The sequence below is a fragment of the Alcaligenes aquatilis genome (assembly GCF_003076515.1).
GTDB lineage: Bacteria > Pseudomonadota > Gammaproteobacteria > Burkholderiales > Burkholderiaceae_B > Alcaligenes > Alcaligenes aquatilis.
This window is the reverse complement of record NZ_CP022390.1, coordinates 179,882-204,809: the sequence shown is the minus strand read 5'-3', so window position 1 is coordinate 204,809 and position 24,928 is coordinate 179,882. Positions and strand designations below refer to the sequence as shown.

The 24,928-nt window shown below is 57.8% G+C and carries 21 protein-coding genes; 15 read left to right on the top strand and 6 right to left on the bottom strand.

Annotated features, from left to right (window positions below):
- Positions 1-126: 126 nt before the first annotated feature.
- From CA948_RS00880 to CA948_RS00855, 5 genes are all read left to right on the top strand, one after another.
- Positions 127-1,338: a CaiB/BaiF CoA transferase family protein gene (locus CA948_RS00880; protein WP_108727079.1), complete on the top strand. Its 1,212-nt coding sequence runs from the start codon at positions 127-129 to the stop codon at positions 1,336-1,338.
- Complete coding sequence (locus CA948_RS00875) at positions 1,335-2,240, top strand: hydroxymethylglutaryl-CoA lyase (RefSeq protein WP_108727078.1); 906 nt, start codon at positions 1,335-1,337, stop codon at positions 2,238-2,240. Before CA948_RS00880 ends, CA948_RS00875 begins: the two co-directional genes overlap by 4 nt.
- Positions 2,237-3,649 (top strand): 3-isopropylmalate dehydratase large subunit, encoded by a 1,413-nt coding sequence (leuC, locus tag CA948_RS00870; RefSeq protein WP_108727077.1) that lies wholly within the window; start codon positions 2,237-2,239, stop codon positions 3,647-3,649. The genes CA948_RS00875 and leuC overlap by 4 nt, the downstream gene beginning before the upstream one ends.
- Positions 3,646-4,284, top strand: coding sequence for a 3-isopropylmalate dehydratase small subunit (leuD, locus tag CA948_RS00865; protein ID WP_108727076.1), 639 nt, complete (start codon positions 3,646-3,648; stop codon positions 4,282-4,284). Before leuC ends, leuD begins: the two co-directional genes overlap by 4 nt.
- A gap of 572 nt (positions 4,285-4,856) precedes the next feature.
- Complete coding sequence (locus CA948_RS00855) at positions 4,857-6,983, top strand: TonB-dependent receptor (RefSeq protein WP_108727075.1); 2,127 nt, start codon at positions 4,857-4,859, stop codon at positions 6,981-6,983.
- Between the two features lie 157 nt (positions 6,984-7,140).
- Here CA948_RS00855 and rpoN read toward each other — a convergent pair whose 3' ends face one another.
- Positions 7,141-8,526 (bottom strand): RNA polymerase factor sigma-54, encoded by a 1,386-nt coding sequence (gene rpoN, locus CA948_RS00850; protein ID WP_094198227.1) that lies wholly within the window; start codon positions 8,524-8,526, stop codon positions 7,141-7,143.
- A gap of 16 nt (positions 8,527-8,542) precedes the next feature.
- On the opposite strand from rpoN, the gene CA948_RS00845 reads away from it, so the two are divergent.
- The 3 genes from CA948_RS00845 (at position 8,543) to leuA (ending at position 11,122) form a co-directional block, all read left to right on the top strand.
- Positions 8,543-9,097, top strand: a complete 555-nt coding sequence (locus tag CA948_RS00845; RefSeq protein WP_094195249.1) for a hypothetical protein — start codon at positions 8,543-8,545, stop codon at positions 9,095-9,097.
- Positions 9,098-9,136: 39 nt separating this feature from the next.
- Entirely contained in the window at positions 9,137-9,289 is a 153-nt protein-coding gene (locus tag CA948_RS17525) for a hypothetical protein (RefSeq protein ID WP_159063885.1), read from the top strand.
- 138 nt (positions 9,290-9,427) lie between these two features.
- Entirely contained in the window at positions 9,428-11,122 is a 1,695-nt protein-coding gene (leuA, locus tag CA948_RS00840) for a 2-isopropylmalate synthase (RefSeq protein ID WP_203226763.1), read from the top strand.
- Between the two features lie 393 nt (positions 11,123-11,515).
- On the opposite strand, the gene CA948_RS00835 is transcribed toward leuA, so the two are convergent.
- Complete coding sequence (locus tag CA948_RS00835; protein WP_108727073.1) at positions 11,516-12,280, bottom strand: YwqG family protein; 765 nt, start codon at positions 12,278-12,280, stop codon at positions 11,516-11,518.
- A gap of 145 nt (positions 12,281-12,425) precedes the next feature.
- On the opposite strand from CA948_RS00835, the gene CA948_RS00830 reads away from it, so the two are divergent.
- A complete protein-coding gene (locus CA948_RS00830) occupies positions 12,426-12,662 on the top strand; it encodes a hypothetical protein (protein ID WP_108727072.1) in 237 nt (78 codons plus the stop codon).
- Here the strand turns inward: CA948_RS00830 and CA948_RS00825 are convergent, their stop codons facing one another.
- The gene (locus CA948_RS00825) at positions 12,663-12,983 is read right to left on the bottom strand and encodes a hypothetical protein (RefSeq protein ID WP_094195247.1); all 321 of its coding nucleotides are present in this window, start codon (positions 12,981-12,983) and stop codon (positions 12,663-12,665) included.
- Positions 12,984-13,069: 86 nt separating this feature from the next.
- A complete protein-coding gene (locus tag CA948_RS00820) occupies positions 13,070-13,417 on the bottom strand; it encodes a DUF1840 domain-containing protein (RefSeq protein WP_094195246.1) in 348 nt (115 codons plus the stop codon).
- Between the two features lie 97 nt (positions 13,418-13,514).
- Here CA948_RS00820 and CA948_RS00815 point away from each other — a divergent pair, with 97 nt between their 5' ends.
- The 4 genes from CA948_RS00815 to CA948_RS00800 all read left to right on the top strand — a co-directional run bounded on the left by CA948_RS00815 (position 13,515) and on the right by CA948_RS00800 (position 20,542).
- Positions 13,515-17,237 (top strand): phospholipase effector Tle1 domain-containing protein, encoded by a 3,723-nt coding sequence (locus CA948_RS00815; protein WP_159086092.1) that lies wholly within the window; start codon positions 13,515-13,517, stop codon positions 17,235-17,237.
- 130 nt (positions 17,238-17,367) lie between these two features.
- Positions 17,368-19,053 carry an arginine--tRNA ligase gene (gene argS, locus CA948_RS00810; protein WP_094195244.1) on the top strand — a complete coding sequence of 562 codons (1,686 nt, stop codon included), beginning with the start codon at positions 17,368-17,370 and terminating at the stop codon, positions 19,051-19,053.
- A 14-nt stretch (positions 19,054-19,067) separates the two neighbouring features.
- Positions 19,068-19,811, top strand: coding sequence for an SPOR domain-containing protein (locus tag CA948_RS00805; protein WP_108727070.1), 744 nt, complete (start codon positions 19,068-19,070; stop codon positions 19,809-19,811).
- Between the two features lie 89 nt (positions 19,812-19,900).
- Positions 19,901-20,542, top strand: a complete 642-nt coding sequence (locus CA948_RS00800; RefSeq protein WP_094195242.1) for a thiol:disulfide interchange protein DsbA/DsbL — start codon at positions 19,901-19,903, stop codon at positions 20,540-20,542.
- A gap of 226 nt (positions 20,543-20,768) precedes the next feature.
- Here CA948_RS00800 and metC read toward each other — a convergent pair whose 3' ends face one another.
- A complete protein-coding gene (gene metC, locus CA948_RS00795) occupies positions 20,769-21,965 on the bottom strand; it encodes a cystathionine beta-lyase (RefSeq protein ID WP_108727069.1) in 1,197 nt (398 codons plus the stop codon).
- Between the two features lie 113 nt (positions 21,966-22,078).
- Entirely contained in the window at positions 22,079-23,155 is a 1,077-nt protein-coding gene (locus tag CA948_RS00790; RefSeq protein WP_108727068.1) for an MBL fold metallo-hydrolase, read from the bottom strand.
- A gap of 116 nt (positions 23,156-23,271) precedes the next feature.
- Between CA948_RS00790 and CA948_RS00785 the strand changes: the two genes are divergently transcribed.
- Both CA948_RS00785 and CA948_RS00780 read left to right on the top strand, forming a co-directional pair.
- A complete protein-coding gene (locus CA948_RS00785) occupies positions 23,272-23,664 on the top strand; it encodes a MerR family transcriptional regulator (protein WP_094195239.1) in 393 nt (130 codons plus the stop codon).
- Positions 23,665-23,745: 81 nt separating this feature from the next.
- A complete protein-coding gene (locus tag CA948_RS00780; protein WP_108727067.1) occupies positions 23,746-24,924 on the top strand; it encodes an isovaleryl-CoA dehydrogenase in 1,179 nt (392 codons plus the stop codon).
- Positions 24,925-24,928: the final 4 nt, after the last annotated feature.

Genomic DNA, 24,928 nt, shown 5'->3' with positions numbered 1-24,928 from the left:
ACAAAAACCCGCGCCATGCGGGTTTTTATTTATTTCCATCCACGTTTTTTACGATGGCAGCATAATATATAACTGCTTTTCCACTTTCCATTTCTATCCCAGAATCAATAACTGGAGGAAACAGATATGGATAAGAAAAACATTACCGAATCACCGCTCAAAGGGATCAAAGTCCTGGAGCTGGGTTCGCTGATTGCCGGCCCTTATGCCGGTAGCTTGCTGGCCCAATTCGGGGCCGATGTCATCAAGATCGAACCGCCCGGCAAGGGCGATCCGCTGCGCCGCTGGCGGCAGTTGCATAAGGACACCTCGCTGTGGTGGCGTGTGCAAAGCCGCAACAAGCGTTCCATTGCGCTGGATCTGCGCCAGCCCGAAGGCCAGGAAATTGCCCGTGAACTGGCTTTACAAAGCGATATTGTCATTGAAAATTTCCGCCCTGGTGTGCTGGAGCACTGGGGCCTGGGCTGGGAAACACTGCATGCACTGAACCCGCGCCTGATCATGGTGCGCGTCTCCGGCTATGGGCAGGACGGCCCTTATCACCGCCGCCCTGGCTTTGCAGCCATCGCAGAATGTATGGGTGGCCTGCGATATGGCACCGGCTATCCGGATCGCCCCCCCGTACGAGCCGGTGTCAGCCTGGGCGATACGCTGGCTTCACTGTACGGCACCATAGGCGCGCTGCTGGCCATGCACCATCTGCGCCAGGAAGGGGGACAAGGCCAAATGATTGATGTGGCCTTGTATGAATCCGTCTTTGCCATCATGGAAAGCCTGATTCCAGACTATCAACTGAACGGCCATCAACGCGAACGCACTGGAGCCAGCTTGCCCGGTATCGCCCCGTCCAACACCTACCCCACCGGCGATGGTAAATGGGTGGTGATTGCCGCCAACAGCGATGCCATCTTCATCCGTTTGATGCAGGCCATGGACCGTCCCGATCTGGCCCACGATCCGCGCTTGTCCGACAACGCCGGACGTGTGGAACACAGCGCCATGCTGGACCAGACCATTGGCGACTGGACCGGCGGCCGCAGCCTGGAAGAGATACTGGGCGTGCTGGATCAGGCTGAAGTTCCCAGCGGCAGTATCTACACCGCCGCCGACATTCTGGATGACCCGCACTACCAGGCTCGCGGCATGCTGGAAACACACACGCTGCAAGACGGCCAGGAACTGACCATCCCCGGCATTGTGCCCAAGCTTAGCCGCAGCCCCGGTGCCACCCAATGGTTGGGGCCAGAGTTGGGCGAACACACCGATAGCATCCTGGAAGAACTAGGCATCAGCCCGGAGCGCCGCCAAGCCCTGCGTGAACAAGGAATCGTGGAATGAGTACCGTATTGATCACCGACGTCACCTTGCGGGACGGCCTGCAAATCGTGCCACGCTGGGTGCCTACGCCGGACAAGCTGCGTATCGCACAAGCGCTGCCTCAATGCGGCGTGCGCAAGATCGAGTTGACGTCCTTTACTTCACCCAAAGCCATTCCATCCCTGGCAGATGCCGATGAGCTGGCCAGCCTGACTACACGCGCCCCTCAGGTCTGCTACACCGCGCTGGTCCCCAACCTGCGCGGGGCACAGCGCGCCTTGGCAGCCCGTATGAACGAGCTGAATTTTGTGTTTTCAGCCTCTGAAGCGCATAACCAGGCCAACCTGCGCATGAACATTACACAATCGCTGGTCCAGTTGGAACAGGTACTGGAGGCAGCAGGCAAGACGCCGGTCAACGTATCTCTGTCCACCGCTTTTGGCTGCCCCTTTACCGGCCCCGTCGCCCCCGCACACGTGATTGCCTTGATGCAACAAGTGCAGCGCATGGGAGCCAGTTCCATCAGCCTGTGCGATACCACTGGCATGGGTTCACCTGTGGAGGTAGAGCGCCTGACCCAAGCCGCCTTGAGTTTGTATGGCGAGCAGGGCGTCACCGGCCATTTTCATGACACCCGCGGGCTGGCACTGGCCAATGCCTGGGCGGCGTACCGTGAAGGCGGGCGTCGTTTCGATGCGGCTTTGGCCGGTTTGGGCGGTTGCCCTTATGCCCCTGGTGCCAGCGGCAATGCCAGCCTGGAAGATCTGGCGCATATGTTCCAGATCAGCGGCGTGGACACAGGCTTGAATCTGGAAGCGCTCCAGCCTTTAGCCGAAGAAATCGCGGCTCTGACGCAAGAGCCTATTCAAAGTCGCCTGCACAAAGCCAGGCCGGCCTATGCCTTGAAAGTGTGCCAACCATGAACACAGCCCGTACCCTGTTTCAAAAGCTCTGGGATACACATCGCGTTGCGGCGGTAGACAATGAGCATGATCTGATCTACATAGACCGTCAGTTGTTGTACGAAGTCACCAGTCCGCAAGCCTTCGAGAGTTTGCGCTTGGCCGGACGCTCGGTGCGTCGCCCCGACACCGCGCTGACGACGGTGGACCACAACGTGCCCACCCGCCGCCGCAATCAGCGTCTGGAAGATCCGTTGGCCCAAGCGCAGATCGACCAGATGGAAATCAATAGCCGGGAGTTTGGCCTGCGCTACTTTGGGCTGGATGACGAGCGCCAAGGCATCATCCACGTGATCGGACCCGAACAGGGCATGACCTTGCCCGGTTCCAGCATTGTGGCTGGCGATTCCCACACCAGCACACATGGCGCGTTTGCCGCCTTGGCGTTTGGCATTGGCACCTCCGAGGTGGAGCATGTTCTGGCCACGCAGTGCCTGGCCGCAAAGCGCATGCGCAGCCTGCAAATAGACGTGCAAGGCGAACTGCCTGCCACCAGCACCGCCAAGGATCTGATCCTGCACATCATTGCCCGCATGGGCACGGACGGCGGGCGGGACTGTGCCATTGAATTTACCGGTCCGGCCATCCGGGCCTTGTCCATGGAAGGGCGCATGACCTTGTGCAATATGGCGATCGAAGCGGGTGCCCGTATTGGCTTGGTCGCCGTGGACGACAAGACCCTGGACTATGTGCGCGGCCGTCCCTTGGCACCGAAAGGACAGGCATGGGACAAGGCGGAACAATACTGGCGCACGCTGATCAGCGATGAGGGTTGCCAATACGATCAGCACCTGCAAATCGACGCCGCCCAAGTCGCCCCCACCGTGACCTGGGGCACGTCCCCCGATATGGCGGCGGCCATCGACCAGCTTGTGCCTGATCCATTAGCAGCCGCCACAGGTAAACAGGCTGATGCTCAACGCGCCTTGAACTATATGGATTTGCAGGCCGGCCAACCGCTGGCAGGCCTCGCCGTAGATCGGGTGTTTATTGGCTCCTGTACCAACGCTCGCATTGAAGACCTGCGTAGCGCTGCGGCCATGGTCAAAGGCAAGCGAGTAGCCAGCACGGTGCGGCAAGCCTTGGTGGTCCCCGGCTCGGGACTGGTACGCCGTCAGGCCGAGCAGGAAGGCTTGGACCAGGTATTCACGCAAGCCGGTTTTGAATGGCGCGAGCCGGGCTGCTCCATGTGCCTGGGCATGAACGAAGACCGTCTAAATCCGGGCGAGCGCTGCGCCTCCACCTCCAACCGTAACTTCGAGGGCAGGCAGGGCGCCTTGGGACGCACACACCTGATGAGCCCCGCCATGGCGGCTGCCGCCGCAATTGCAGGCCATCTTGTCGATATCCGCCACTGGGACGCCGTATGAACACAGTTTTTACTTCCGTGCGCTCGCGCCTGATTGCGCTGGACCGCGCCAATGTGGATACCGACGCGATCTTGCCCAAGCAGTACATGACCTCCTTGTCGCGTACCGGCTTTGGGCAATATGCCTTCGACAACTGGCGTTACGCCGATATTGGCTACCCTGGCAAACCGCTGGCCGAGCGTGAGCCGATCAACAGTTTTTGTCTGCATCAGCCCAGCGCACAAGGGGCACGCATTCTGCTGGGACGCGAGAATTTTGGCTGCGGGTCCAGCCGTGAACACGCGGTCTGGGCACTGAAGGATTTGGGCATTGCGATGCTGATCGCCCCTTCATTTGCCGACATCTTCCGCAATAACTGCTTTAAAAACGGCATGTTGCCCATACAACTGGCTGCGGAGCAGATTGATGCCTTATTCACTGCTGTCACGCACAATCCGTGGGATGAATGGACGGTGGATCTGCAAGCCTGCATGGTGATCGGTCCCGACCAGCACATCCGTTTTCAGGTGGAACCAGAACGTCGCCACCGCCTGCTGCTGGCGCTGGACGACATTAGCGTGACGGAACAGAAAATGGATCAGATCCAGGCTTACGAACAGAAACGCCGGGAACAGGAACCCTGGTTATTTAGCTAAGGACGATAGATAAAGGGGGCAGTCGCGGAAGGGGACTTCCACCGCTGCCTACCTGCCTCCCGCCCTGGCAGTCGCAGTCGCAGTCGCAGTCGCAGTCGCAGTCGCAGTCGCAGTCGCAGTCGCAGTCGCAGTCGCAGTCGCAGTCGCAGTCGCAGTCGCAGTCGCAGTCGCAGTCGCAGTCGCAGTCGCAGTCGACAAGTATCGAAACACAGCTCAAGCCAGTTCAGGCCAAAAATAAAACAATTTCTTGAGCCGCTCCCTTATAGCCGGGAGTCATCACAGCTCCTTTGCCTTCCCCTTGCCAAGCAAACATCGCCTGTTTTGCCAAAACTGCTCCATGGGACGCATTCCCACCGTCGAGCCAGACATGCCACGATTTTGCTCAAAAATCCCCCTGAAACCCTAATTCCGGCGCGATTTCGGAGCGAAATCGACTGCATCGTCTCCTTATACCCCTAAGTTTCTTAGGGTCGTTTTTATATCACAAAGCCACCTAACTGCTTGAACCCCCTACAAGCAGATGCTACAAATGAAACATTAATGATAATCATTTATATTTAGATTACAAATCCATGCGTATTTCTTATTTTGTTGGCCTGAGCCTGCTCAGTGCGGGCAGCAGTTGGGCACAATCCTCCGATGCTCCCCCGGTTACGTCTTTGTCCACTATTGAAGTCAAAGCCAGCGAATACATTGATTTGCCGCCTGCGTACGAAGGCAATCATGTCGCTACCGGCGGCAATCTGGGTTTGCTGGGCAACCGGGATGTCATGAACACCCCCTTTAGCACCATCAACTACACCAGCGACTACATCGAGGACCTGCAAGGCCAGGAACTGCGCATTCTGATCAGCAAGAACGACCCTTCCGTGCAGACACCCGGTGCAGGTGGAACAGGTGGGAAAGACACTTTGTATATACGGGGTTTCCGTGCCGGTGACGTGTCTCTAAATGGTTTGCAAGGCTTGACCAGTGGCCGCCGCGTGATGGCCATCGCAGAGCGTTTAGAAATTCTCAAAGGCCCCTCTGCCGTTCTGAACGGCATGAATGCCAGCAATGATGTGGGTGGCTCGATCAATCTGGTGACCAAGCGCGCCACGGACGATCCCATTAGCAACATTACCCTGTCCTACATCCAGCCCTCCCAATTCGGGACGCATCTGGATCTGGGCCGCCGTTTCGGTCAATCCAATGAGCTGGGCCTGCGCTTGAACGGCGTGTTCAAGGACGGCGAGGGCGTGGTGGATCACCGTACCAATCGCGACAAACTGATCTCGCTGGGAGCGGACTACCGTCTGGGATCGCTCAAGTTGTCCGCCGACCTGTATCACCTGGAAGAGTACATTTCCGGCCTGAATCGGGGTGTGCGTCTGGCCAAGGGTCTGGACAAGAACCCACTGCCTACGCCTCCCAAAGGCGATGTCTTGTTGGGTGTCCCTTGGGCTGCCGGCCTGACGCGTGAAACCACGGCGCTGATCCGTGCAGACTGGGCTGCCAGCGACAAGCTGGCCCTGTACGGTTCGGCGGGTTACAGCAAGTCCGAGATGAACAACTACAACACCAAGGGCAGCACCTTGCTGAACGAGCAAGGGGACCTGAAGCTGGCCGCGACTCGGCGCAACAATACTGGCTACAACCTGGCTGCCAATACCGGCCTGTTCTACAGCTTTGACACCGGCTCGGTGCAGCACACCATCAGCGCCGGGCTGGACTGGAATCGTAAAAGCTCGCGCAGCGACAACACCTCCATCAAGGGCTGGTCTGAGACCATCAATATCTATGATCCGGACTACCCGGCACGCCCTTATGTCCCCATGAATGGGCTAAGTGCGCCTAACGTCAGCTATCTTTACAGTACGGCGCTGGCCGATACCCTGTCTTTTGCAGACGGCAAATATCAGTTGACCCTGGGTCTTCGCCAGCAATGGGTCAGCACCAAGGATAAAAGCGGCAAGAGCGATAATTACCGCAAGAACGCCCTGACACCCACTATTGCCGGTGTCTGGCAACTGCAGGACGACTGGATGCTGTACGCCAACTATGCCGAAGGTCTAACCCAGGGCATGATTGTGGGCGACGACTACGCCAACGAAGGTCAAGTCTTCGCCCCCCAGAAAACACGCCAATACGAGATCGGGATGAAGTACGACAGTGGCGACTACGCACTGACCGCCGCCCTGTTCGACATTACCCAGCCCAATAGCTACGAGAGCAATGAGCGCTTCAATGGCAAGCCCAACTTGAGCTACGACGGTCGTCAGCGCAACCGAGGCGTGGAAGTACAGGTGTTTGGCCAGATTGCCAAGAACTGGCGTCTGACTGGCGGTATCGCCTACCTGGATCCTAAAATCCGCAAGGCCAGCAACCCGGATACCGAAGGGCGTAGCGCCGTTGGCCTGTCCCGCTGGGTTGCCAAGGCCGGGATTGAATGGGACACCCCCTTTGTTCAAGGCCTGACCTTAAATGCCAATCTGCACACCCAGTCCAAGCAATATGCCAACGCCAGCAACAGTTACTACATGCCGGGCGTGACCACTTATGACCTGGGCATGCGCTACAAAACACGTTTTGCCGGCAAGGAAGTGACCTTGCGCGCCAGCCTGGAAAACGTAGGCAATAAAGCCTACTGGGTCGTGCCTTTAAGCAATGGCCAAGGCTCACCACGTACCTTCCTGGCTTCGGCCACCATGAAATTCTAAATAGACCAACAATAACCCTGCGATCCAGTGACTCCGTCTGGATGGCAGGCGCTAACTTTGCTTTTGCAGGGCCTGTTCATGCGTGTATGCAGGCCCTGTTTTTTTTATTGTTTCAAAGCGTCTTGCCAAGTATCTTGGGCCTGCTGTGGCTGTCGCCCTAGACTCCCGCCGCTGCCCGCATCTTGCGCTGTGAAGCCGGTGCCAAACCTTCCGCCTCCCGGTATTTGGCCACTGTACGGCGCGCCAACGTCAGGCCCTGAGCCTGCAAGAGATCGGTAATCTGCTGGTCCGACAAAGGCTTGGCCGGTGGCTCGTCACGAATCATCTGTACAATCTGCGCCCGCACCGAAGCAGCGGACATATCGGCCTTGCCATCCACACTGGCCAAGGCCACGGTAAAGAACTGTTTAAGCTCCATCACCCCATGCGGTGTTTGCATGTACTTTTGCCGCGTTGCACGCGAAATCGTCGACTCATGCAAATCCAGTTCAGCCGCCAGATCGGCCAACTGCATGGGTTTCAAGGCCGACACACCCTGCGTGAAGAAATCCTGCTGCATCTGCACGATCGCTTGTGCTACGCGCAAAATCGTCACAAAGCGACTGTTGACGCTGCGCAGCAAGCCAGTCGCTTTTTGGCGCTCTGCCAATAAGGCTGGGTGCGCTTCAATTTCATAATCGTGCAGGTTCACCAGTTGCAGGCGCGGTACAGCCAGGGGATTCAAGGCCGCCTGCCAGCTATCCTTGCCACGAATCAGCAAGACGTCCGGCACGACATACGCCGAGACGTTCTGCGTCCAGGCACGCCCCGGCTTGGGGTCCAGTTTCAGGATCAAATGATGGGCCCGCTCCACCAGCTCGGCCGGATAGAGGCCTGCACAGCGCTGACGCAGTTGACTGGGCGAGGCCAGAACGCCGACATGCTCACGCACCAGATAGCGGGCGCAATCAAACAAGGCGGGCTCCAGTTGCTGGGCCTGTTGCATCAGTTGCAAGCTCAGGCACTCGGCCAGATCCCGCGCACCGACACCGGCCGGGTCCAAAGACTGCACCTGTGCCAGCGCGCAGCGCAAATCACTTTCATCAATATCCAGCTCAGCGGGCAGGCAGGCCAGCACCTCGTCCAAAGAGACGGGCAGGTAGCCGTTATCGTCCAGCTCGTCGATTAACAACTGTGCCAGGACCCGGTCACGGTCGCTCAAACGCAACAATCCCAACTGCTCGCTTAGATAAGCAGCCAGGTCCTGGTCAATGGCCGATTCGGGGGACCAATCAGGGTCATGCGAATCCCCTTGGTGCTTGGGAAACTCCAGACTCGCCCACGAGGATTCCGCCTCGCCCGAAGCGGCTTCGGGCAATGGCTCGGCGGCGACATCCATCTGCACGTCCAAACGTTCCAGCAAAGGGTTGTCCAGCAAAGCTTGAGCCAACTCCTGCTCCAGCTCGGCCCCCGATAGCTGCAACACTTTAATAGACTGTTGCAATTGCGGCGTCAAAACCAGCGTTTGCTGCTGGCGTAAATCTAGTGACTGACGCGTAAGCATAGGTACAATCGTTTCCATGAAAACTGACAACGCCCAGACACCCACCGCCAACGATAGTCAGGCTCTGCGTAGCACTCTGTTCAAGCTGTGCGCCACAGCCACTATTATCTGCACCGTCATCACTGTCGTAGTAGCCATTATCTGGTGGGACCTTCTCAACCGTCTTATCAGCTTCGGGCGTGGCCTGGATTACTCTGGCCTGCAGGCCTTGAGCATTCAAAACCTGGCGCTGATCAAACAATACAACCCGTTTTTCTGGTGGACGGTAGTGGGCGTCATAACGCTCATTATTGCCTATCTTTTGTATGGCTTTATACAAAGGGTCATGCAACGCAACCAGCAACGCATTATCGACGAGTCCACCGTGGCTCAGTTGGCCCGATCGCTCAGCCGTCCGGCCCGTGAAGTCATTTTGTGGTGCTGGCCCGATCAGCGCAGCCCTTTGACTGTGGGTGATTTACAACGCGCCTATAGCGAGTTGCGCGCTGGCCGCTTTGGCAAGATCGAACTGGCCGAGCAACAAAGCCGCCTGTTACAGGCCGACTATGAGCGCCAAGAACCACAAACCTGACACTTGCCTTCCTGTTTCTTTTGTGTTTGACTAATGGTCATGACTCACGCACGCCAACTCTCCTACGCTTGCCAAGGTTTCAGCCCCGCCGCTGAAGCAACCTTGTCGCGTTCCGTGCGTGAAGGCCGTTCCTCGGCCCCTGCCTCCATCCTATCCCAGCTGCTACTACTAGCGTCCGGTTGCCGGGCCTAGTGTCCTGTGGCAGTTCGGCAGCCAATACTCAGCCACATCTACGTCATTTGTGCCGCCACCGGCCTACGTAAATGCTGCAATCGCTGGTGACGGCAAGAAGTAATCAACACTTTTTGTCCGACAGGTATCCCCATGGCAATGCTGAAAAACCCCTCTCAAAAGTATCGTCCTTTTGTCGCCTTTGATCGCGACTTCGCTGAGCGCACCTGGCCGTCCAAGCGCATTACCAAAGCGCCCATCTGGATGAGCACTGACTTGCGTGACGGCAATCAGTCCCTGATCGAGCCCATGAACGTGGCTCGCAAACTGCGCTTTTTCGAGCAACTCGTCAAAATCGGTTTCAAGGAAATCGAGGTCGGTTTCCCTTCCGCATCGCAGACCGACTTCGATTTCGTTCGCAAGCTGATCGACGAAAACCGTATTCCTGAAGACGTCACCATCATCGTCTTGACGCAATCGCGTGAAGACCTGATCAAGCGCACAGTCGAAGCCGCTGCGGGCGCCAAACGCGCCATCATTCACTTGTACAACGCATGTGCGCCGGCCTTTCGCAAGGTCGTCTTTAACTTGAGCAAGGACGAGATCAAGGAAATTGCCTTGACCGGTACACGTCTGGTCAAAAGCGAAGTGGCCAAGTACCCGCAAACCCAATGGGGCTACGAGTACTCGCCCGAAGTGTTCAGCACCACCGAGCCTGAATTCGCTCTGGACGTGTGTAATGCGGTGGTGAAAGCCTGGGACCCAGCCACCGACGAGCGCGTCATTTTGAACTTGCCCGCCACCATTGAGGCCACCACGCCCAATATGTACGCCGACCAGATCGAGTGGATGCACAACAATCTGGAGCAACGCAGCAACGTGACCCTGAGCGTACACCCGCACAACGACCGTGGTACGGCGGTGGCTGCTGCTGAACTGGCCGTGATGGCGGGCGCAGACCGTATCGAAGGTTGCTTGTTCGGTAGCGGCGAGCGCACCGGCAACGTCTGCCTGGTGACCTTGGCCCTGAACCTGTACACCCAGGGTGTGAACCCTGAGCTGGACTTCTCGGACATCGACGAAGTGCGCCGCACCGCCGAGTACTGCAACCAGTTGCCCGTGCACCCACGCCATCCTTACGCGGGCGACCTGGTGTTTACCGCCTTCTCCGGCTCCCACCAGGACGCCATCAAGAAAGGCTTGGCACAGCAAAAATCCGACGAACTGTGGGAAGTGCCTTACTTGCCAATCGACCCGGCCGACCTGGGCCGCAGCTACGATGCGGTTATTCGCGTCAACAGCCAGTCAGGCAAGGGCGGTGTGTCCTACCTGCTGGAACAAGAGCACGGTCTGGTCTTGCCACGCCGCATGCAAATCGAATTCAGCCGTGCCATTCAGCGCGTGACCGATTCTTCCGGCAAGGAAGTCACACCTGCGGACGTGTACGGCATTTTCGAGTCCGAATACCTGAACTGCAAAAAGCACTACAAGCTGCTCAAGCACAACATCATCAGCCAGCCGCACGCCGACAGCGGCCAGCAATTCACGATTGAAGTGGATGTGGAACACGACGGTCAGGTTCGCACCTTGAAGGGGTCGGGCGAAGGCGCGATCTCTGCCTTTGTGAATGCTTTGGATATGTCCATCAAGATCATGGACTACAACGAACACGCCATTGGTTCCGGTGCGGAAACCCGCGCTGCCGCTTACGTGGAAATGCGTATCGGTGACAGTCCATCGGGCTTTGGTGTGGGCGTTCACGCCGACATCGTGACATCCTCCTTCCTGGCGATCTTGAGCGCGGTTAACCGCCACACCATCGCCCAGCAAGAAGCTGAAGCGACCACCGCCTAACGATCTTTATGTCGTGACTGGGGTGGTGATCCCACTCCAGCGCCCGCCCGGCCCATCCCGGCCGCGCCTGACCCGCTTTTGCAGCCCGACTTATCGTCGCTCTGCCTGCAACCCGCCCACAAGGCGGGTTTTTCGTGGGCGCAGCATGACTGCTCATCTCAACACGCGGCAAACCCAGCAACGAAATGCAACCCGCATCAACAATGGCGCAAACATCCACCTTGGCTTGGCTTGGCTTGGCTTGGCTTGGCTTGGCTTGGCTTGGCTTGGCTTGGCTTGGCTTGGCTTGGCTTGGCTTGGCTTGGCTTGGCAACAGAGCATAGGGGAAATATCTTCAGCCTTTGTTATTCCGCGTCAACGCAACCAGCCATGCCCTCAATAGCTTGATTGCCTTTAACCGCAGTCAACCTGCAAACGGCTGAAGTCTTTGGCCCGTAATTTATCGTCCTCGATAAAAGCCATGAGGCGTGCACCATCCTGCCAGCACCAATGCAGTTTTTCGTGCGACTGTACGGTCAGCAAAGAGCACCAGCGCGATTGACTTGGATGCTCCACCTGATTGGGCGTAGGGTCATAAGCCAGGCTGTCCCAGGAAGGACGGCCCAACAGATAGTCGCCAGGCAAATCACCGTTTTCTTCCAGCTTATCGAACCAGTCGTAGAGTTCCTCGAAAGGCACTGGCCAATCCTGACGCAGTTCTTCATGACGCGGAATGTCGATGCAGTTTTCAAACTGCAGCGCCCAGCTACGGGTACTCCAACAGTGGGGCGCCTGGATCTCCTGAAAACCGCTGGTGTCTGGCCAGTAGTAAGCCTTGAGATAGTCCTCATCACGCCAGAAAATGGCATCGTCTTCATCGAAACCGTAGAACAGTGACAGCAGGCCGCTGCTGGGCAAATCAGCCGGGCGATCCGGCCCCTTGGGCAATTCCGCGAAGTTGATCTGGCCAACAAACAGATAATGGCCGTCAGGATGCTCGGGCCAGGTAAAACCGGGAGGCACCATAGGTTGACCACCAAAACGACTTTGCAAGGGCTGGCCCTTGTCCTTGCCCAAATGGATAGCCACCGCTGGCTGCACCAAATCCAGGAAATACTGTTTATGCGCTTGCAGCAGCGGCGAGGCATCAAGGTGTTTTTCTAGCGTTTTGAGATCCATATTGCTTCGGGTGACAGGGTTGCTGACTATGCCGGCTAAGACCAAGTCTGAATCTGCTGGATTGTAATAAGCCCTTGGGGACTGAGCCTATGCATTGTGTAACTGGAGCTCAGGCAGGAACAAGGCTAGGCCGACAGCCGTTCAAATGATTAAGGTATACCTGCCCCGTGTAGTGGCGCTGGCAGCGGCAATAACGGTGACGGTGACGGTGGCTATGGCTGTAGCTGTAGCTGTAGCTGTAGCTGTAGCTGTAGCTGTAGCTGTAGCTGTAGCTGTGACGGCAGCATCAACTGCAAACCAACCGCCTTACAAGCCCAAAAACATTCAAAAAAACATAAAAAAACCGGCCCTACAGAGCCGGTTTTCCATTGCCTTGGCCTGATCAGTACGTGACCGCCAAACCCGGCAAATCCACGGTGACCTGCATGGAACCCACCGCTTGCAAGCAATGGCGTGCAAATTCCTGGGCGCGTTCATCGTCCTGCGACAGCATCGTATAACCCATGGCATCAGCCACGCCCATGATTTTGTCCAACAACAGGACTTTGCCGCTGGCTCGCAGGGGTTCACAGCCCAGCTCTTGCCAGGTGCGATCGAACCAGTCGCGCGATTGCTTGCCGCTTTCCGGATCAATGGTTTGTATAGGAGTGACCAGCTCTATGTGCTGGCGAGGACTAAAGATCACAAGCACCATAGCGCTCATAGACGATCTCCGAAAAAAAATAGATCAACTCTGGAGCTTAAGCAAAGAAGGCCTACCAAATTGTCGGCAGGCCGACATTCCAGGGACTACCAGGAACTATCTGCCGGTTCCCACATGACCGGCACGCCGGTGTTATTTGCCTGGCGCAACATATCCAGCAAAGGATAGGCGCGTTGGCTGAAGCTGACGACCTGGGACATCGGGTGCTCCTTTTCCTCGTCTTCGTCCTCGTGGGGCGAATGCTTGTTTTCCCGGTCTTGCCCAATCGCTCGTTCAATATTGCCAATGGCTTCGGACAATTGCTCTGCCGTGAACACACCACGCTCGGGCAAACCATCGGGGTAGGAGCGCCCTGCGGCCCGGAGAATAGGCATGGCATGTTCGGAGAACATCAGCACATCGGCGGCGGCTTTGCTTTTAAAGACGACTAGCATACGGTTTCTCCTTATGGATCTTTGTGTTTCCGATTCGACTTTCAGGATACACACCCCTGCAAGATAGCAGGATTTTCCCCGTCTTGGAGAGTCCTTCATGCCTGCCGCATTCCTGTCTTGGCTAATCTTGCTCTTGATCACCTGCCCATCCCTGGCCTGGTCACAAAGCTCGCTTGAATGTCCCTTGCCCCCGTCATCCACCCGCTGCGCGCCAGCAGCCACCTTGGGGGAACAGGGCGAACCCGCAGCCGATATGGGTTTGCTCAATCCAGTGGACTTGCTGAGCGGGCAGAAATACCAAAGCGATACCGACTTACCGCTAAGCCAAGCCTGGCCTTTGCTGCAATTGCAGCGTCACTGGAATGGGTGGGGGCGCAATCCTACGCCGACGCTGGGACACACAGGTTGGGCCTTGAATTACGACCTGCAATTGCGGCAGCAAGGACATGCCCTGTTCATGCCAGATGGACGACAGACTCGCTTGTACCCACCGGCACACGTGCAAAGTAAGGGCTGGTTCTGGCAAGGCCCGAATGGGTTGATTCTGAGGTTTGACGAGCAGGGCTGGCTAATCCATGTGCGTGTTTCGACACAGCAGTGGCTGGATATAGAACGCTTTCCCGGCACGCATCCGCAGGCGTATGCGGTTAAGACTGTGCGTAATCATTTGGGCCAAACGCTGGTGTTTGAATGGCAAAGCCAAGTGCAGGAGCAGGCGTCGCCACAGGGGCAAGGGCAAAACCAAGCTCCGGTTCAGACTCCAAGACAAGCTCAATCCCACACCAAAACCAGACCCCTAGCCAATGTCACAACGGCGGTAAGAGCAGCGGAAACGGCAGCAACTGCGACAGTGGCGATGGCGATCGTCACAACCACGCCGACAGCCACAGCCACAGCCACAGCCACAGCCACAGCCATCAATATTAAAACCCCAGCCGGGCCGTTTCGCCTGCTTCTGGAACAGCACGACCAACAAGTCTGGCTGGCCGGCGTCAGCCGCCCCGATGGCATGCAGCGCCTCTACCATCCAGCCCCCGCGCCTTGGTCGAATCGTTTAGGCGGCAGCAGCCTGCAAGCGCCTGGACAAGCTGCCCAGTCAGTACAGCAATGGGAATACGACACCCAAGGCCGAGTCAGCCGTCTGATCTCTCATGCCTTCAATCAGGACTGGACGGCACACTATGGGCCGAGCCTGAGTGAATGGTCCATCGGCACAGAACGACATCGCTTCCATTACCACGACTATCAAGGCCAGCAGCGGCTACAAAAACTGGAAAGCCGCTTGTGCGAGGACTGCCCGGCCTATAGCACGCGATGGCAGTACGATCCGCAAGGACGCTGGTTGCAGGCTGGGCCGTGGACAGCGCAGCGCCGTACAAATGGAACGGTGTCACGGCTGGAGCAAAAGCAGGGTGGCTGGGGGTCGCTAAGCCTAGGGCTTGATGAAAAAGGGCGCTTGCAACGGTGGGCGTCCAGCCAGCATGGAAGCGAAGCCCGCTACTGGAGCCCGGATGGCAAGCTGACGCGCATTGACTACGCAGAAGAAGGCTCGCTTCAGATTCACTACGATCAGCAGGGGCGCTTGAGCCGTCTTGAACACCAACAAGGCCATGAAGTTGAACGCAGTGAACTGGACTGGTTGGGGCCTGGCGCGCTACGCATTCGTCACCCCACGGAAACACAATGGCTGAAGTTACGATCGGGTTTATTACAAGAACGTCGCCTGGAGCGTAGCCATAGCCCTGGGCAAAACTGGACCGATCGCTTTGAGTATGACGAGCAGCGTAGGCTGACGCTGCACTCACTGCCGGAAGGCGGACAACTACGCTACCGCTGGGATGCTCATGGACGTCTACAGTCTCTGGAATGGATCCAGCAAACCGGGCAAATCCAGACTGTCATCCACGCACAAGAGGTGGGCTATGCCTGGGGCAATGGCCTACAACTGATCAGCCATGCGAACAGCACTGGTCAAGCTGTGGATGCAATGCTTTTGCAGCCGGATGGCAAACCTGTCTGGACACAAACCCGCCGCCTGGATGCACAAGGAAATGTACTGGAGGACCGCCACGACTACCCGCTGCTACAGCAAATACGCCATTGGTTTTTGCACTACGACGCCCAGAACCGGATGATTGCCTTGCGTCAAGGCAAGACAGAATCAGAACAATGGCTGGCCTGGAGCAACAGCGGCGCACTTGCTGCGCGCTACCCGAAGCCAGCCGCTTCCATTCAGCGTTCCTCCACCGGCACGGCGAAAGCCGTCGGAGCCTTGAATCTGGACTACGGCCCCAACCGTCGCTTACGGCGCGTGTACACGGCCAACTCCACCCTGGTCGAGTACCGGCACGATGCCTTTGGCCAGCGCATCTGGCGCAAGCAAGGCAATCAAGAGCGCGCTTTCTTCTTTCACGGCCAGCAATTAATGGCTGAACTGGATTTAGCCGCTGCGCCCGGCCAGCTCATTTCCCGGCGCTATCTGTATGCAGGGCTGACGCCCGTAGGGATGATTGTTTATCAACCAGATGGGCAAGGGCAGTTGTACTACCTGCATAGTGATTTGATGGGCGCCGTCCGACTGATTAGCGATCACCAAGCCCGGCCAATCTGGGCCACAGATCTGAACCCGTTGGGAAAGGCCGAGCCTTTACTCGAAACGCTGGAATTCAACTTACGCCTGCCGGGGCAGTATGCAGAGTCCGCTACCGGCTGGCACGACAATCTGCTGCGTACCTATCTCCCCGATCGCGGTCACTATCTGGAAGCGGACCCGTTGGGCCCGTGGCCGCACACCCAGGCAGTGGGCTATGCCCAGCAACAGCCCTTGCGCCATATTGATCCCACCGGCCTGCTGCTGTTCGCGTTTGATGGCACACGGCAAGCCCCCATCACCAACAGCAATGTCTGGAAACTGTCGCAGTTGTATCAGGATGGGGCGGTGCATTACAGCGAGGGTCCCGGCAATCCTGTGAGCACGGATCTGGATGCGCTGACGGCGTGGCGAGCAGGTCGCATTCTGGAGGCGCAATGGAACCGCTTTCTGAACCGCATGCAGGAGCAGGGGCCCGCAGCCCGCGCCGTACCGGTGGACTTGCTGGGTTTTTCACGGGGAGCAGCGCTGGCCAGGGACTTTTCCAATCGCATTATGGACTACACCCAACAAGGCTGGTTTGTGCTGAATGATCCGCAGCGTGGGGCCATCCGGGCCTGCATCACCCCCCGCTTTCTAGGGCTTTTCGATACGGTGGCGCAATTTGGGCTGGGCGGCTGGAGCAACTCTCAATACCGATTGGGCGTCTCGCAAGCCTGGAATTGGGTGGCCCACGCCGTAGCAATGCACGAACACCGCGTGCTCTTTCCCTTAAGCGGCTTGGCCCAGGCCATGAACACAGTGGAAATGCCTTTTATCGGCGCTCATAGCCAGATAGGTGGTGGTGTACTGCCCGATGACAACAGCATCAGCGACCTGGACAAAGTGGCCCTGGCCTGGATGCACTGGCAAGCCACCGCCGCCGGCTTGACGCTGGCCGAACTGCCTCAAACCGATCTGCAGATCAGGCATCCCATCTTGCAGGACATGCGTACACCCGGACTGCGTCTGAGCACACAGGGAGTACGCCGCGTTGACTACCACGGCCAGGGTCAGGATCTGCTGTATCAGGACTCGCACCCTGCCTTGGGCCGACAGGTGCGCAACACCCTGGAAAACCTGATCACACGCTTTAATGACTGGCGCCTGCGCGGTGACAATCAAGTAGGCTGGGTAGACATGGATGCTTACGATGCGTGGCTACATAACCACCTGGGATGGGAACGCTAGGGTGCTTGAAAAGAATTTGGCGTCAAATCACGCTATCATGTGGGGCTATCCGGCGGGCCAATGTCGCGCCTTCCATCTGAGGCGAGATCAACTCGCCCCAGTTGTCTTTCTACCAATCCAGACCTTTCCTATGCTTGCTGAGCAACAATCTCAATTAATCGCCTGCCTACAGGCTGCCGTCCGTGCCATCTTGCCCCAGGCTGAACCCAACATCACGCTGGAGCGCCCCAAAGTGGCTGCGCACGGTGATGCCGCCTGCAATATTGCCATGCAATTGGCTAAACCCGCCGGTCGTAACCCGCGCGAGTTGGCTCAGCAAATCGTCGATACCCTGTTGGCCGATCCGAACGCCGCTGCTTTGCTGGCAGGCGCGGAAATTGCCGGCCCGGGCTTTATCAACTTTCGTCTGTCCACGGCCACCCATCAGGCCGTCCTGAAGACTATTGCCGAGCAAGGCGATAACTTTGGCCACGTTGCTCCTACCCAGGAAAAACTGATGGTGGAGTTCGTGTCGGCCAACCCGACCGGCCCCTTGCACGTGGGCCACGCCCGCCAAGCGGCGCTGGGCGACTCCCTGTGCCGCGTATTCAGCTCGCAAGGCTACGACGTTACCCGCGAGTTCTACTACAACGACGCCGGTAACCAGATCGACAACCTGACCACCAGCGTGCATGCCCGTGCTCGTGGCATCGAGCCCGACAGCGAGCAATTCCCCGCTGACGGCTACAAGGGCGACTACATTCTGGATATCGCCCGCGACTATCAGGCTGGTGCAACCGTTCAGGCTGCCGATGGCGCCTCTGTCACCGCCAGTGGTGATCTGGACAATCTGGAAGACATCCGCCGCTTCGCCGTGGCCTACCTGCGCCGCGAACAGGATTTGGACTTGCAGGCTTTCGGCCTGAAGTTCGACAACTTCTATCTGGAAAGCTCGCTGTACACCTCCGGCAAGGTTGAAAAAACCGTGCAGGCCCTGATCGACGCCGGTCACACCTACGAGCTGGACGGCGCGCTGTGGCTGCGCACCACGGAACTGGGCACAGGCGACGACAAAGACCGCGTGATGCGCAAATCCGAAGGCGGCTACACCTACTTCGTGCCGGACGTGGCCTATCACGTGGCCAAGTGGGAGCGCGGCTTTCACCACGCCATCAATATTCAGGGCTCCGACCACCACGGCACCATTGCCCGTGTACGCGCTGGTCTGCAAGGTCTGGGCCTGGGCATCCCCAAGGAATTTCCGGCTTACATCCTGCACAAGATGGTCAAAGTCATGCGCAATGGCCAGGAAGTGAAAATCTCCAAACGCGCAGGCAGCTACGTCACCTTGCGTGACCTGATCGAATGGGTAGGCCAGGACGCCGTGCGCTTTTTCCTGATCCAGCGCCGTGCCGACTCCGAATTCGTATTCGATATCGATCTGGCCCTGTCCAAGAGCGAAGAAAACCCGGTTTATTACATCCAGTACGCACATGCCCGTATCAACTCCGTGTTGAACCAGTCGGCAGAACTGTTGGATCAAGTGCCTCAGGCCGACATCACGCCTTTGACCGCCCCCACCGAGATCGCTCTGATGCAACGCCTGTCCGAATACCCCAATGTGCTGGCCCAATCCGCTCGCGAACTGGCCCCTCACCACATTGCTTTCTGGCTACGCGACTGCGCTGCGGACTTCCACTCCTGGTACAACGCCGAGCGCGTGTCGGTCGACGACACGGCCTTGCGTCTGGCCCGTCTGCGCCTGGCCCAGGCCTGCGCCCAGGTCATTCGTAATGGTCTGAACCTGCTGGGTGTGTCCGCACCCGAACGTATGTAAACCCATAGGCAGATATGGCAAGAGCACGTAAAAAATCCAGTAGTTCCGGCGGTACCTATACCGGCATTCTGATTGGCCTGATTCTGGGTCTGGGCGCGGCGGTGGCCGTCGCCCTGTTTGTCACCAAAGTACCCATGCCCTTTGTGGACAAGGCCAGCCGGGACAAACCAACCGTTGCCTTGCCTGAAGGGCGAGACTTGCTGGACCCGAACCGGGGTCTGTATGGCAGCTCCAGCGGGCAGACGCCTGCACCGGGCGACACCATCCCCGGATTGACCTTGCCACCGGCCAATTTGCCCAGCATCTCTTCCAAGCCTGCCGCTCCGGATGCCTTGGGTGATTTGATTGCCACCCTGCCTGCCATGGGTACGGAACCAGCCCGTCAGCCAGAGGCTCGCACTACCGCTCCTGCCGTAACACCACCAGCCACAACACCTGCCGCACCAAGCACTCCGGCACCGGCCACCAGCAAACCGGCTACACCGACACCTGCTGCGCCCCCGCCGCCCGCCAAGCCAGCCACCACATCCACCCCCTACTACCTGCAAGCAGGTGCATTTCGCAACAATGCGGATGCCGAAGCCATGAAAGCCCGCTTGTTGATGTTGGGTTTTAATGCCTCGGTACAAAGTGCCCAGGTCAATGGCGGCACGGTGAACCGGGTACGCCTGGGTCCCTTCAAGGGCATAGACGAAATGAACCGGGCACGCAGCCGTCTGGCCGAGGAAAAAATTGATAGCTCGGTGGTACGGCCCTGAACAAGTTGCACCCTGGGTAGGCCCAAGGTGAACTTTTCCGCCATTGCACAGGTCATAGACCTCATCTTCCCCCTTAAGGAAATTGATTCATGAAGCTGAACGCATTGTTTGTACGATCCCTGGTCGGTGCCAGTCTGTTGGCTGGGGCGACTTTGTTGCCCGCCACCAGCGCGCTGGCTCAACAAGCCAACCAGGGCTACGTCACCCTGCCTGCGGCTCAGCCCTCGGACAGCGTCGGTAAAACCGAAGTGCTGGAGTTTTTCTCCTACAGCTGCCCACACTGCGCCATCCTGGAACCCAAGGTCGAAACCTGGGCCAAGACCCTGCCAGACAATGTCGTGCTGCGCCGTGTGCCTGTCGCCTTCAATGCCGGCATGACCGATCTGCAAAAGCTGTACTACACCCTGGAAGCCATGGACCGTCTGGACCTGCACCCCAAGGTGTTTGAAGCTATTCATCAAAAGCGTGAGCGCATTTTTGATGCCAAGACCATCACGGCCTGGGCTGCCAAACAAGGCGTAGACAAGGCTCGTTTCGAGCAGACCTTCAACTCCTTTGGCGTACAGACCAAGGCCAATAAAGCCAACGAACTGTCCAACACCTACCAGATCCAGGGCACACCTAGTCTGGCTGTGGGCGGCAAGTTCGTGACTTCGCCGGCACTGGCCAATGGCTACGACGAAAGCATCAGCAAGGCTCAAGAGCTGCTGAAAATGGTCACCAATCGCTAATTGGCGCTCTGGCTGAGCCATACGGCCAAGGGCCCTCAAGACTGGATTCGTTCCGGTTTTGAGGGCCCTTGGTGTTTCTATATCTGTGATCTATTAGCTGCCGATAGCTCGTCAGTCATTCGATAACAGCGGCTTACAAGAAGGTACGGGATTCCAACGTCATTGCAAGTCTGAGCCAGTTATTAAAGCCAGGGTGCGTCCCTGGCTAGAGCAGTCAGTTAAAGGCCTAAGCCTGCGCCGCCTTTTCAAAAGCCTGTGCCAAGTCTGCACATAAATCCTTGGTCGATTCCAGGCCGATATGCAGGCGCACCAGGCTGTCCTGGCTTTCTTGCCAATAGCTGTGGCCGCTTAAAAATGCGGTATCCACCAGTTGCACCAGGCTTTCAAAGCCACCCCAGGAAAAGCCGATACCAAACAGCGTCAGGGCATCCACAAACACACGAGCCTGCGCATTGTTCAGTCGCAGTTGCACCGACAACATGCCATTAGAGCCGGTGCAGTCGCGTTGCCACAAAGCATGGCCCGGATCTTGGGGCCAAGCCGGGTGATAAATACGGCTAACTTCAGGGCGGCTATCCAGAAACTGACACACGGCCAGCGCATTGGCGGCGCTTTCACGCATACGGATGGGCAGGGTACGTGCACCACGCAAGGCCAACCAGGCATCGTCCGCACTGATGGAAAAGCCCAGCGCATAATGGTTATCGTGCAGGCGTTTGTTAATGGCAGGGTCGGTGGACATGACTGCCCCCAACATCAAGTCGGAGTGGCCTGCCACATACTTGGTCCCAGCTACGATGGACACATCAAAGCCCAACTCCAAGGGACGGTAGATATAGCCCGAGCCCCAGGTGTTGTCGGTAACCAGCAGCAAATTGTGCTGGCGGCCAAACTCCGCCAGGGCGGGCATGTCCAGCATCTGCATCAGCAAGGAACCCGGTGACTCCACGTACACCATGCGAGTGTTGTCCTGCAAATGACGGGCCATTTCCTCGGGGGTCGGGGCGCAGAAGGTAGCCTGTATGCCCATGCGACGCAGCACGGTCTTTTCCAGATAGCGCACCGGGCCGTAAGCACTATCGGCAATCAGCACGTGATCGCCCGAATCCAGCAAGGCCAACAAACCCAAGGTAATGGCCGCCATGCCCGACGGTGCCAGCAAAGCCTGAGTGGCAGACTCCAACTGACAGAACACCTGCTCCAGCGCGGCATGGGTATCCATACCCGAGCGCCCGTAAGTGACCGAGCGTTTTTCAGGATCTGCCTTGTCAGCCTGAGCCCGATCCAGAGCGTCCAGATTACGAAAGCGCACCGTACTGGTGCGCATGATAGGCACGGCCACTGGCGCGGCATCCGTATGCGGATCGAACGGGGCCAGACCCGTGTGTTGCAGGGCAGTATCCAGGGCGAGATCAGAGCTCATAGTGTCGGCAGGCGGTAGCAAGAAAAGCTCTACGCTACCACAGGCCAGCGGGCCCGGTCGCCTCTGCCAACAGTCGCTATATTGCCCCCTCTTATTAAGAGGCGCCCCGGTATTCAGATACGCTGAAAACGGTAAACCCCATCCTCGCCCATCTCGCGACGCAAACGATCATCAAAATACAAGGCGTGCAGGTGGGCAATGGCCTCGCCCATGGCAAAGGTCATCTGGTGCGAGTCCAGCTTGCGGTGGAACAGCACGGGCAAAATGTCAGCGGCCGTACAAGGCTGGGAGCAGGCTTGCAGTACTTCTTCCAGACGCTCGGCGTGATGCTCCTGCTGCTGACGGATACGTTCGTGCATGCCACGGAAAGGCTTGCCGTGCGAAGGCAGCACCAGGGTGTCCGGGGCCAGATCCTGATAGGACAGCAACGAGTTCAGGTACAAAGGCAAAGGATTGGCAAAGGGCTCGGTATCGAACACGCTGACATTGGTGGAGATACGCGGCAAGAGCATGTCACCAGAGATCAACACCTTCAGTTCTTCACAATACAAGGACATATGCTCGGGAGCATGGCCATAGCCCACGATCAAACGCCAGGGGCGACCGGCAATCACCACACGCTGACCATCCATCAAGCGTACAAAACGCTCGGGCACCGAAGGCACCATGGACGGGTAGTAATCCCCACGGCTGCGAATCTGCTCACGGGCTTTCTCGTCCTGCAGGCCATGACGGACAAAGTGCGCTTCTGCGGCCGCGCCATTCGGGCCACCGGCTTGCGCACCCGTCTGGCGTCCACCTGTACCCGACCACAGCTTGGCAATTGCGTAGTCCGTCATGCTGATCCACAGCGGCGCATTCCAGCGCTGGCACAACCAGTCCGCCAAACCGATGTGATCCGGGTGCATGTGAGTGACGATCACGCGCAGAACGGGCAAGCCTTGAAGCTCATTGTTAAAAACCTGTTCCCACAGCTCGCGTACTTCGGGGCGGGCCACGCCACAGTCCACAATCGTCCAGCCCTCGCGCCCGTCGATCTGGTCGCGCAATAACCACAGATTGATGTGATCCAGCGCAAAGGGCAAAGGCATGCGCAGCCAACGCACCCCCGGCGCCACTTCCAGGCTGCCGCCCGCTGGGGGCAGGGTATCTGCCCAGGGATAATTCAATTTTTGTTCGTTAGGATTCATGCTCGCTCCAATAGAATGGCTCTTGTAGGGCGTAAGGGCTGTCCATACTAAAAGGCCCTGGTTCGCACCCCGGCTCTATGGCATGATAGTTTACGTTTACGTAAATCACACTAAAAATGACAACGACAACCTGGACAATATCGGATCTGGCGCACGAGTTTGGCATCACGCCTCGCACCCTGCGCTTCTATGAAGATCAAGGAATCTTGAGCCCGCTGCGTCAAGGTACACAGCGCATTTATCAGCCCCGTGATCGCGCCCGCCTGAAACTGGCCCTGCGCGGCAAAAGGCTGGGACTGCAGTTATCGGAGATTCTGCGACTGATCAATATGTATGAATCCCCGATGGACACGGCCTCCCAGCTTAAGCATTATCAGGAGGTCCTGACCGAGCACCGCCTGCGTCTGGAGCGACAACGGCAGGATCTGGACCAGACCTTGCAGGAAATTCAGGATCAGCTCGATATCTGTCACACCATGAGCGAACAATTGAAGCTGGAGTCCCGATAAGGGAAAACCCATATATATGACGTTTACGTAAACGTAATATAAATACGATTCCACAACCCATTTATTTCCACGGAGTGTCTCATGAGCCTGCCCGGCCTGAATTTCGATCTTGGCTCCGACCTGGACATGCTGCGCGACGCTGTCGCCGACTTCTCCCAGGCCGAAATTGCCCCCTTAGCGGCTCAACTGGATCACGATGACCAGTTCCCCATGCACTTGTGGAAGAAGTTCGGTGAGATGGGTTTGCTAGGCATGACCGTCAGCGAAGAATACGGTGGTGCCAACCTGGGCTATCTGGCCCACATGATCACGATGGAAGAAATCTCGCGTGCCAGCGCCTCGGTGGCCCTGTCCTATGGCGCGCACTCCAATCTCTGCGTGAACCAGATCAACCGCAACGGGACAGAGGCCCAGAAGCAGAAATACCTGCCCAAGCTGATCAGCGGCGAGCATGTCGGTGCCCTGGCCATGAGTGAGCCCGGTGCCGGTTCGGACGTCGTCAGCATGAAGTTGCGCGCCGAAAAGAAGGGCGATCGCTACGTACTCAATGGCTCCAAAATGTGGATTACCAACGGCCCGGACGCCGACACCCTGGTGGTGTACGCCAAGACGGATCCGCAAGCCGGTGCGCGCGGCATTACCGCCTTTCTGATCGAAAAAGATTTTGCTGGTTTCTCCGTTGCCCAAAAGCTGGACAAGCTAGGCATGCGCGGCAGCCACACGGGTGAACTGGTGTTCCAGGACTGCGAAGTACCGGAAGAAAACGTACTGGGCCAGCTCAATGGTGGCGTCAAAGTACTGATGTCCGGCCTGGACTACGAACGTGCCGTCCTGGCCGGTGGTCCACTGGGCATCATGCAAGCCGTCATGGACGTCGTGATTCCCTACATTCACGATCGCAAGCAGTTCGGCCAGGCCATTGGCGAATTTCAGCTGATTCAGGGCAAGATGGCCGATATGTACACCACCCTGCAAGCCAGCCGCGCCCTGTGCTATGCCGTGGGCAAGAACCTGGATCGTCTGGGTGCCGGCCACGTGCGTTCCGTGCGTAAAGACTGCGCTGCCGCGATTCTCTACAGCGCGGAAAAAGCCACCTGGATGGCCGGTGAAGGCATCCAGATTCTGGGCGGCAACGGCTACATCAACGAGTTTCCCACAGGCCGTCTGTGGCGCGATGCCAAACTGTACGAGATCGGCGCGGGCACCAGCGAAATCCGCCGCATGCTGATCGGTCGCGAATTGTTCGCCGAAACTGCCTAAAAAG

Coding starts and splice junctions, on each gene's coding strand:
- leuC (WP_108727077.1), top strand. CDS start 2,237: ATGAACACAGCCCGTACCCTGTTTCAAAAGCTCTGGGATACACATCGC.
- CA948_RS00805 (WP_108727070.1), top strand. CDS start 19,068: ATGGCAAGAGCACGTAAAAAATCCAGTAGTTCCGGCGGTACCTATACC.
- CA948_RS17525 (WP_159063885.1), top strand. CDS start 9,137: ATGACTCACGCACGCCAACTCTCCTACGCTTGCCAAGGTTTCAGCCCC.
- CA948_RS00820 (WP_094195246.1), bottom strand. CDS start 13,417: ATGCTAGTCGTCTTTAAAAGCAAAGCCGCCGCCGATGTGCTGATGTTC.
- CA948_RS00880 (WP_108727079.1), top strand. CDS start 127: ATGGATAAGAAAAACATTACCGAATCACCGCTCAAAGGGATCAAAGTC.
- CA948_RS00855 (WP_108727075.1), top strand. CDS start 4,857: ATGCGTATTTCTTATTTTGTTGGCCTGAGCCTGCTCAGTGCGGGCAGC.
- CA948_RS00780 (WP_108727067.1), top strand. CDS start 23,746: ATGAGCCTGCCCGGCCTGAATTTCGATCTTGGCTCCGACCTGGACATG.
- CA948_RS00830 (WP_108727072.1), top strand. CDS start 12,426: ATGATTAAGGTATACCTGCCCCGTGTAGTGGCGCTGGCAGCGGCAATA.
- metC (WP_108727069.1), bottom strand. CDS start 21,965: ATGAGCTCTGATCTCGCCCTGGATACTGCCCTGCAACACACGGGTCTG.
- leuD (WP_108727076.1), top strand. CDS start 3,646: ATGAACACAGTTTTTACTTCCGTGCGCTCGCGCCTGATTGCGCTGGAC.
- CA948_RS00785 (WP_094195239.1), top strand. CDS start 23,272: ATGACAACGACAACCTGGACAATATCGGATCTGGCGCACGAGTTTGGC.
- CA948_RS00835 (WP_108727073.1), bottom strand. CDS start 12,280: ATGGATCTCAAAACGCTAGAAAAACACCTTGATGCCTCGCCGCTGCTG.
- argS (WP_094195244.1), top strand. CDS start 17,368: ATGCTTGCTGAGCAACAATCTCAATTAATCGCCTGCCTACAGGCTGCC.
- CA948_RS00800 (WP_094195242.1), top strand. CDS start 19,901: ATGAAGCTGAACGCATTGTTTGTACGATCCCTGGTCGGTGCCAGTCTG.
- CA948_RS00790 (WP_108727068.1), bottom strand. CDS start 23,155: ATGAATCCTAACGAACAAAAATTGAATTATCCCTGGGCAGATACCCTG.
- CA948_RS00815 (WP_159086092.1), top strand. CDS start 13,515: ATGCCTGCCGCATTCCTGTCTTGGCTAATCTTGCTCTTGATCACCTGC.
- leuA (WP_203226763.1), top strand. CDS start 9,428: ATGCTGAAAAACCCCTCTCAAAAGTATCGTCCTTTTGTCGCCTTTGAT.
- rpoN (WP_094198227.1), bottom strand. CDS start 8,526: ATGCTTACGCGTCAGTCACTAGATTTACGCCAGCAGCAAACGCTGGTT.
- CA948_RS00875 (WP_108727078.1), top strand. CDS start 1,335: ATGAGTACCGTATTGATCACCGACGTCACCTTGCGGGACGGCCTGCAA.
- CA948_RS00825 (WP_094195247.1), bottom strand. CDS start 12,983: ATGAGCGCTATGGTGCTTGTGATCTTTAGTCCTCGCCAGCACATAGAG.
- CA948_RS00845 (WP_094195249.1), top strand. CDS start 8,543: ATGAAAACTGACAACGCCCAGACACCCACCGCCAACGATAGTCAGGCT.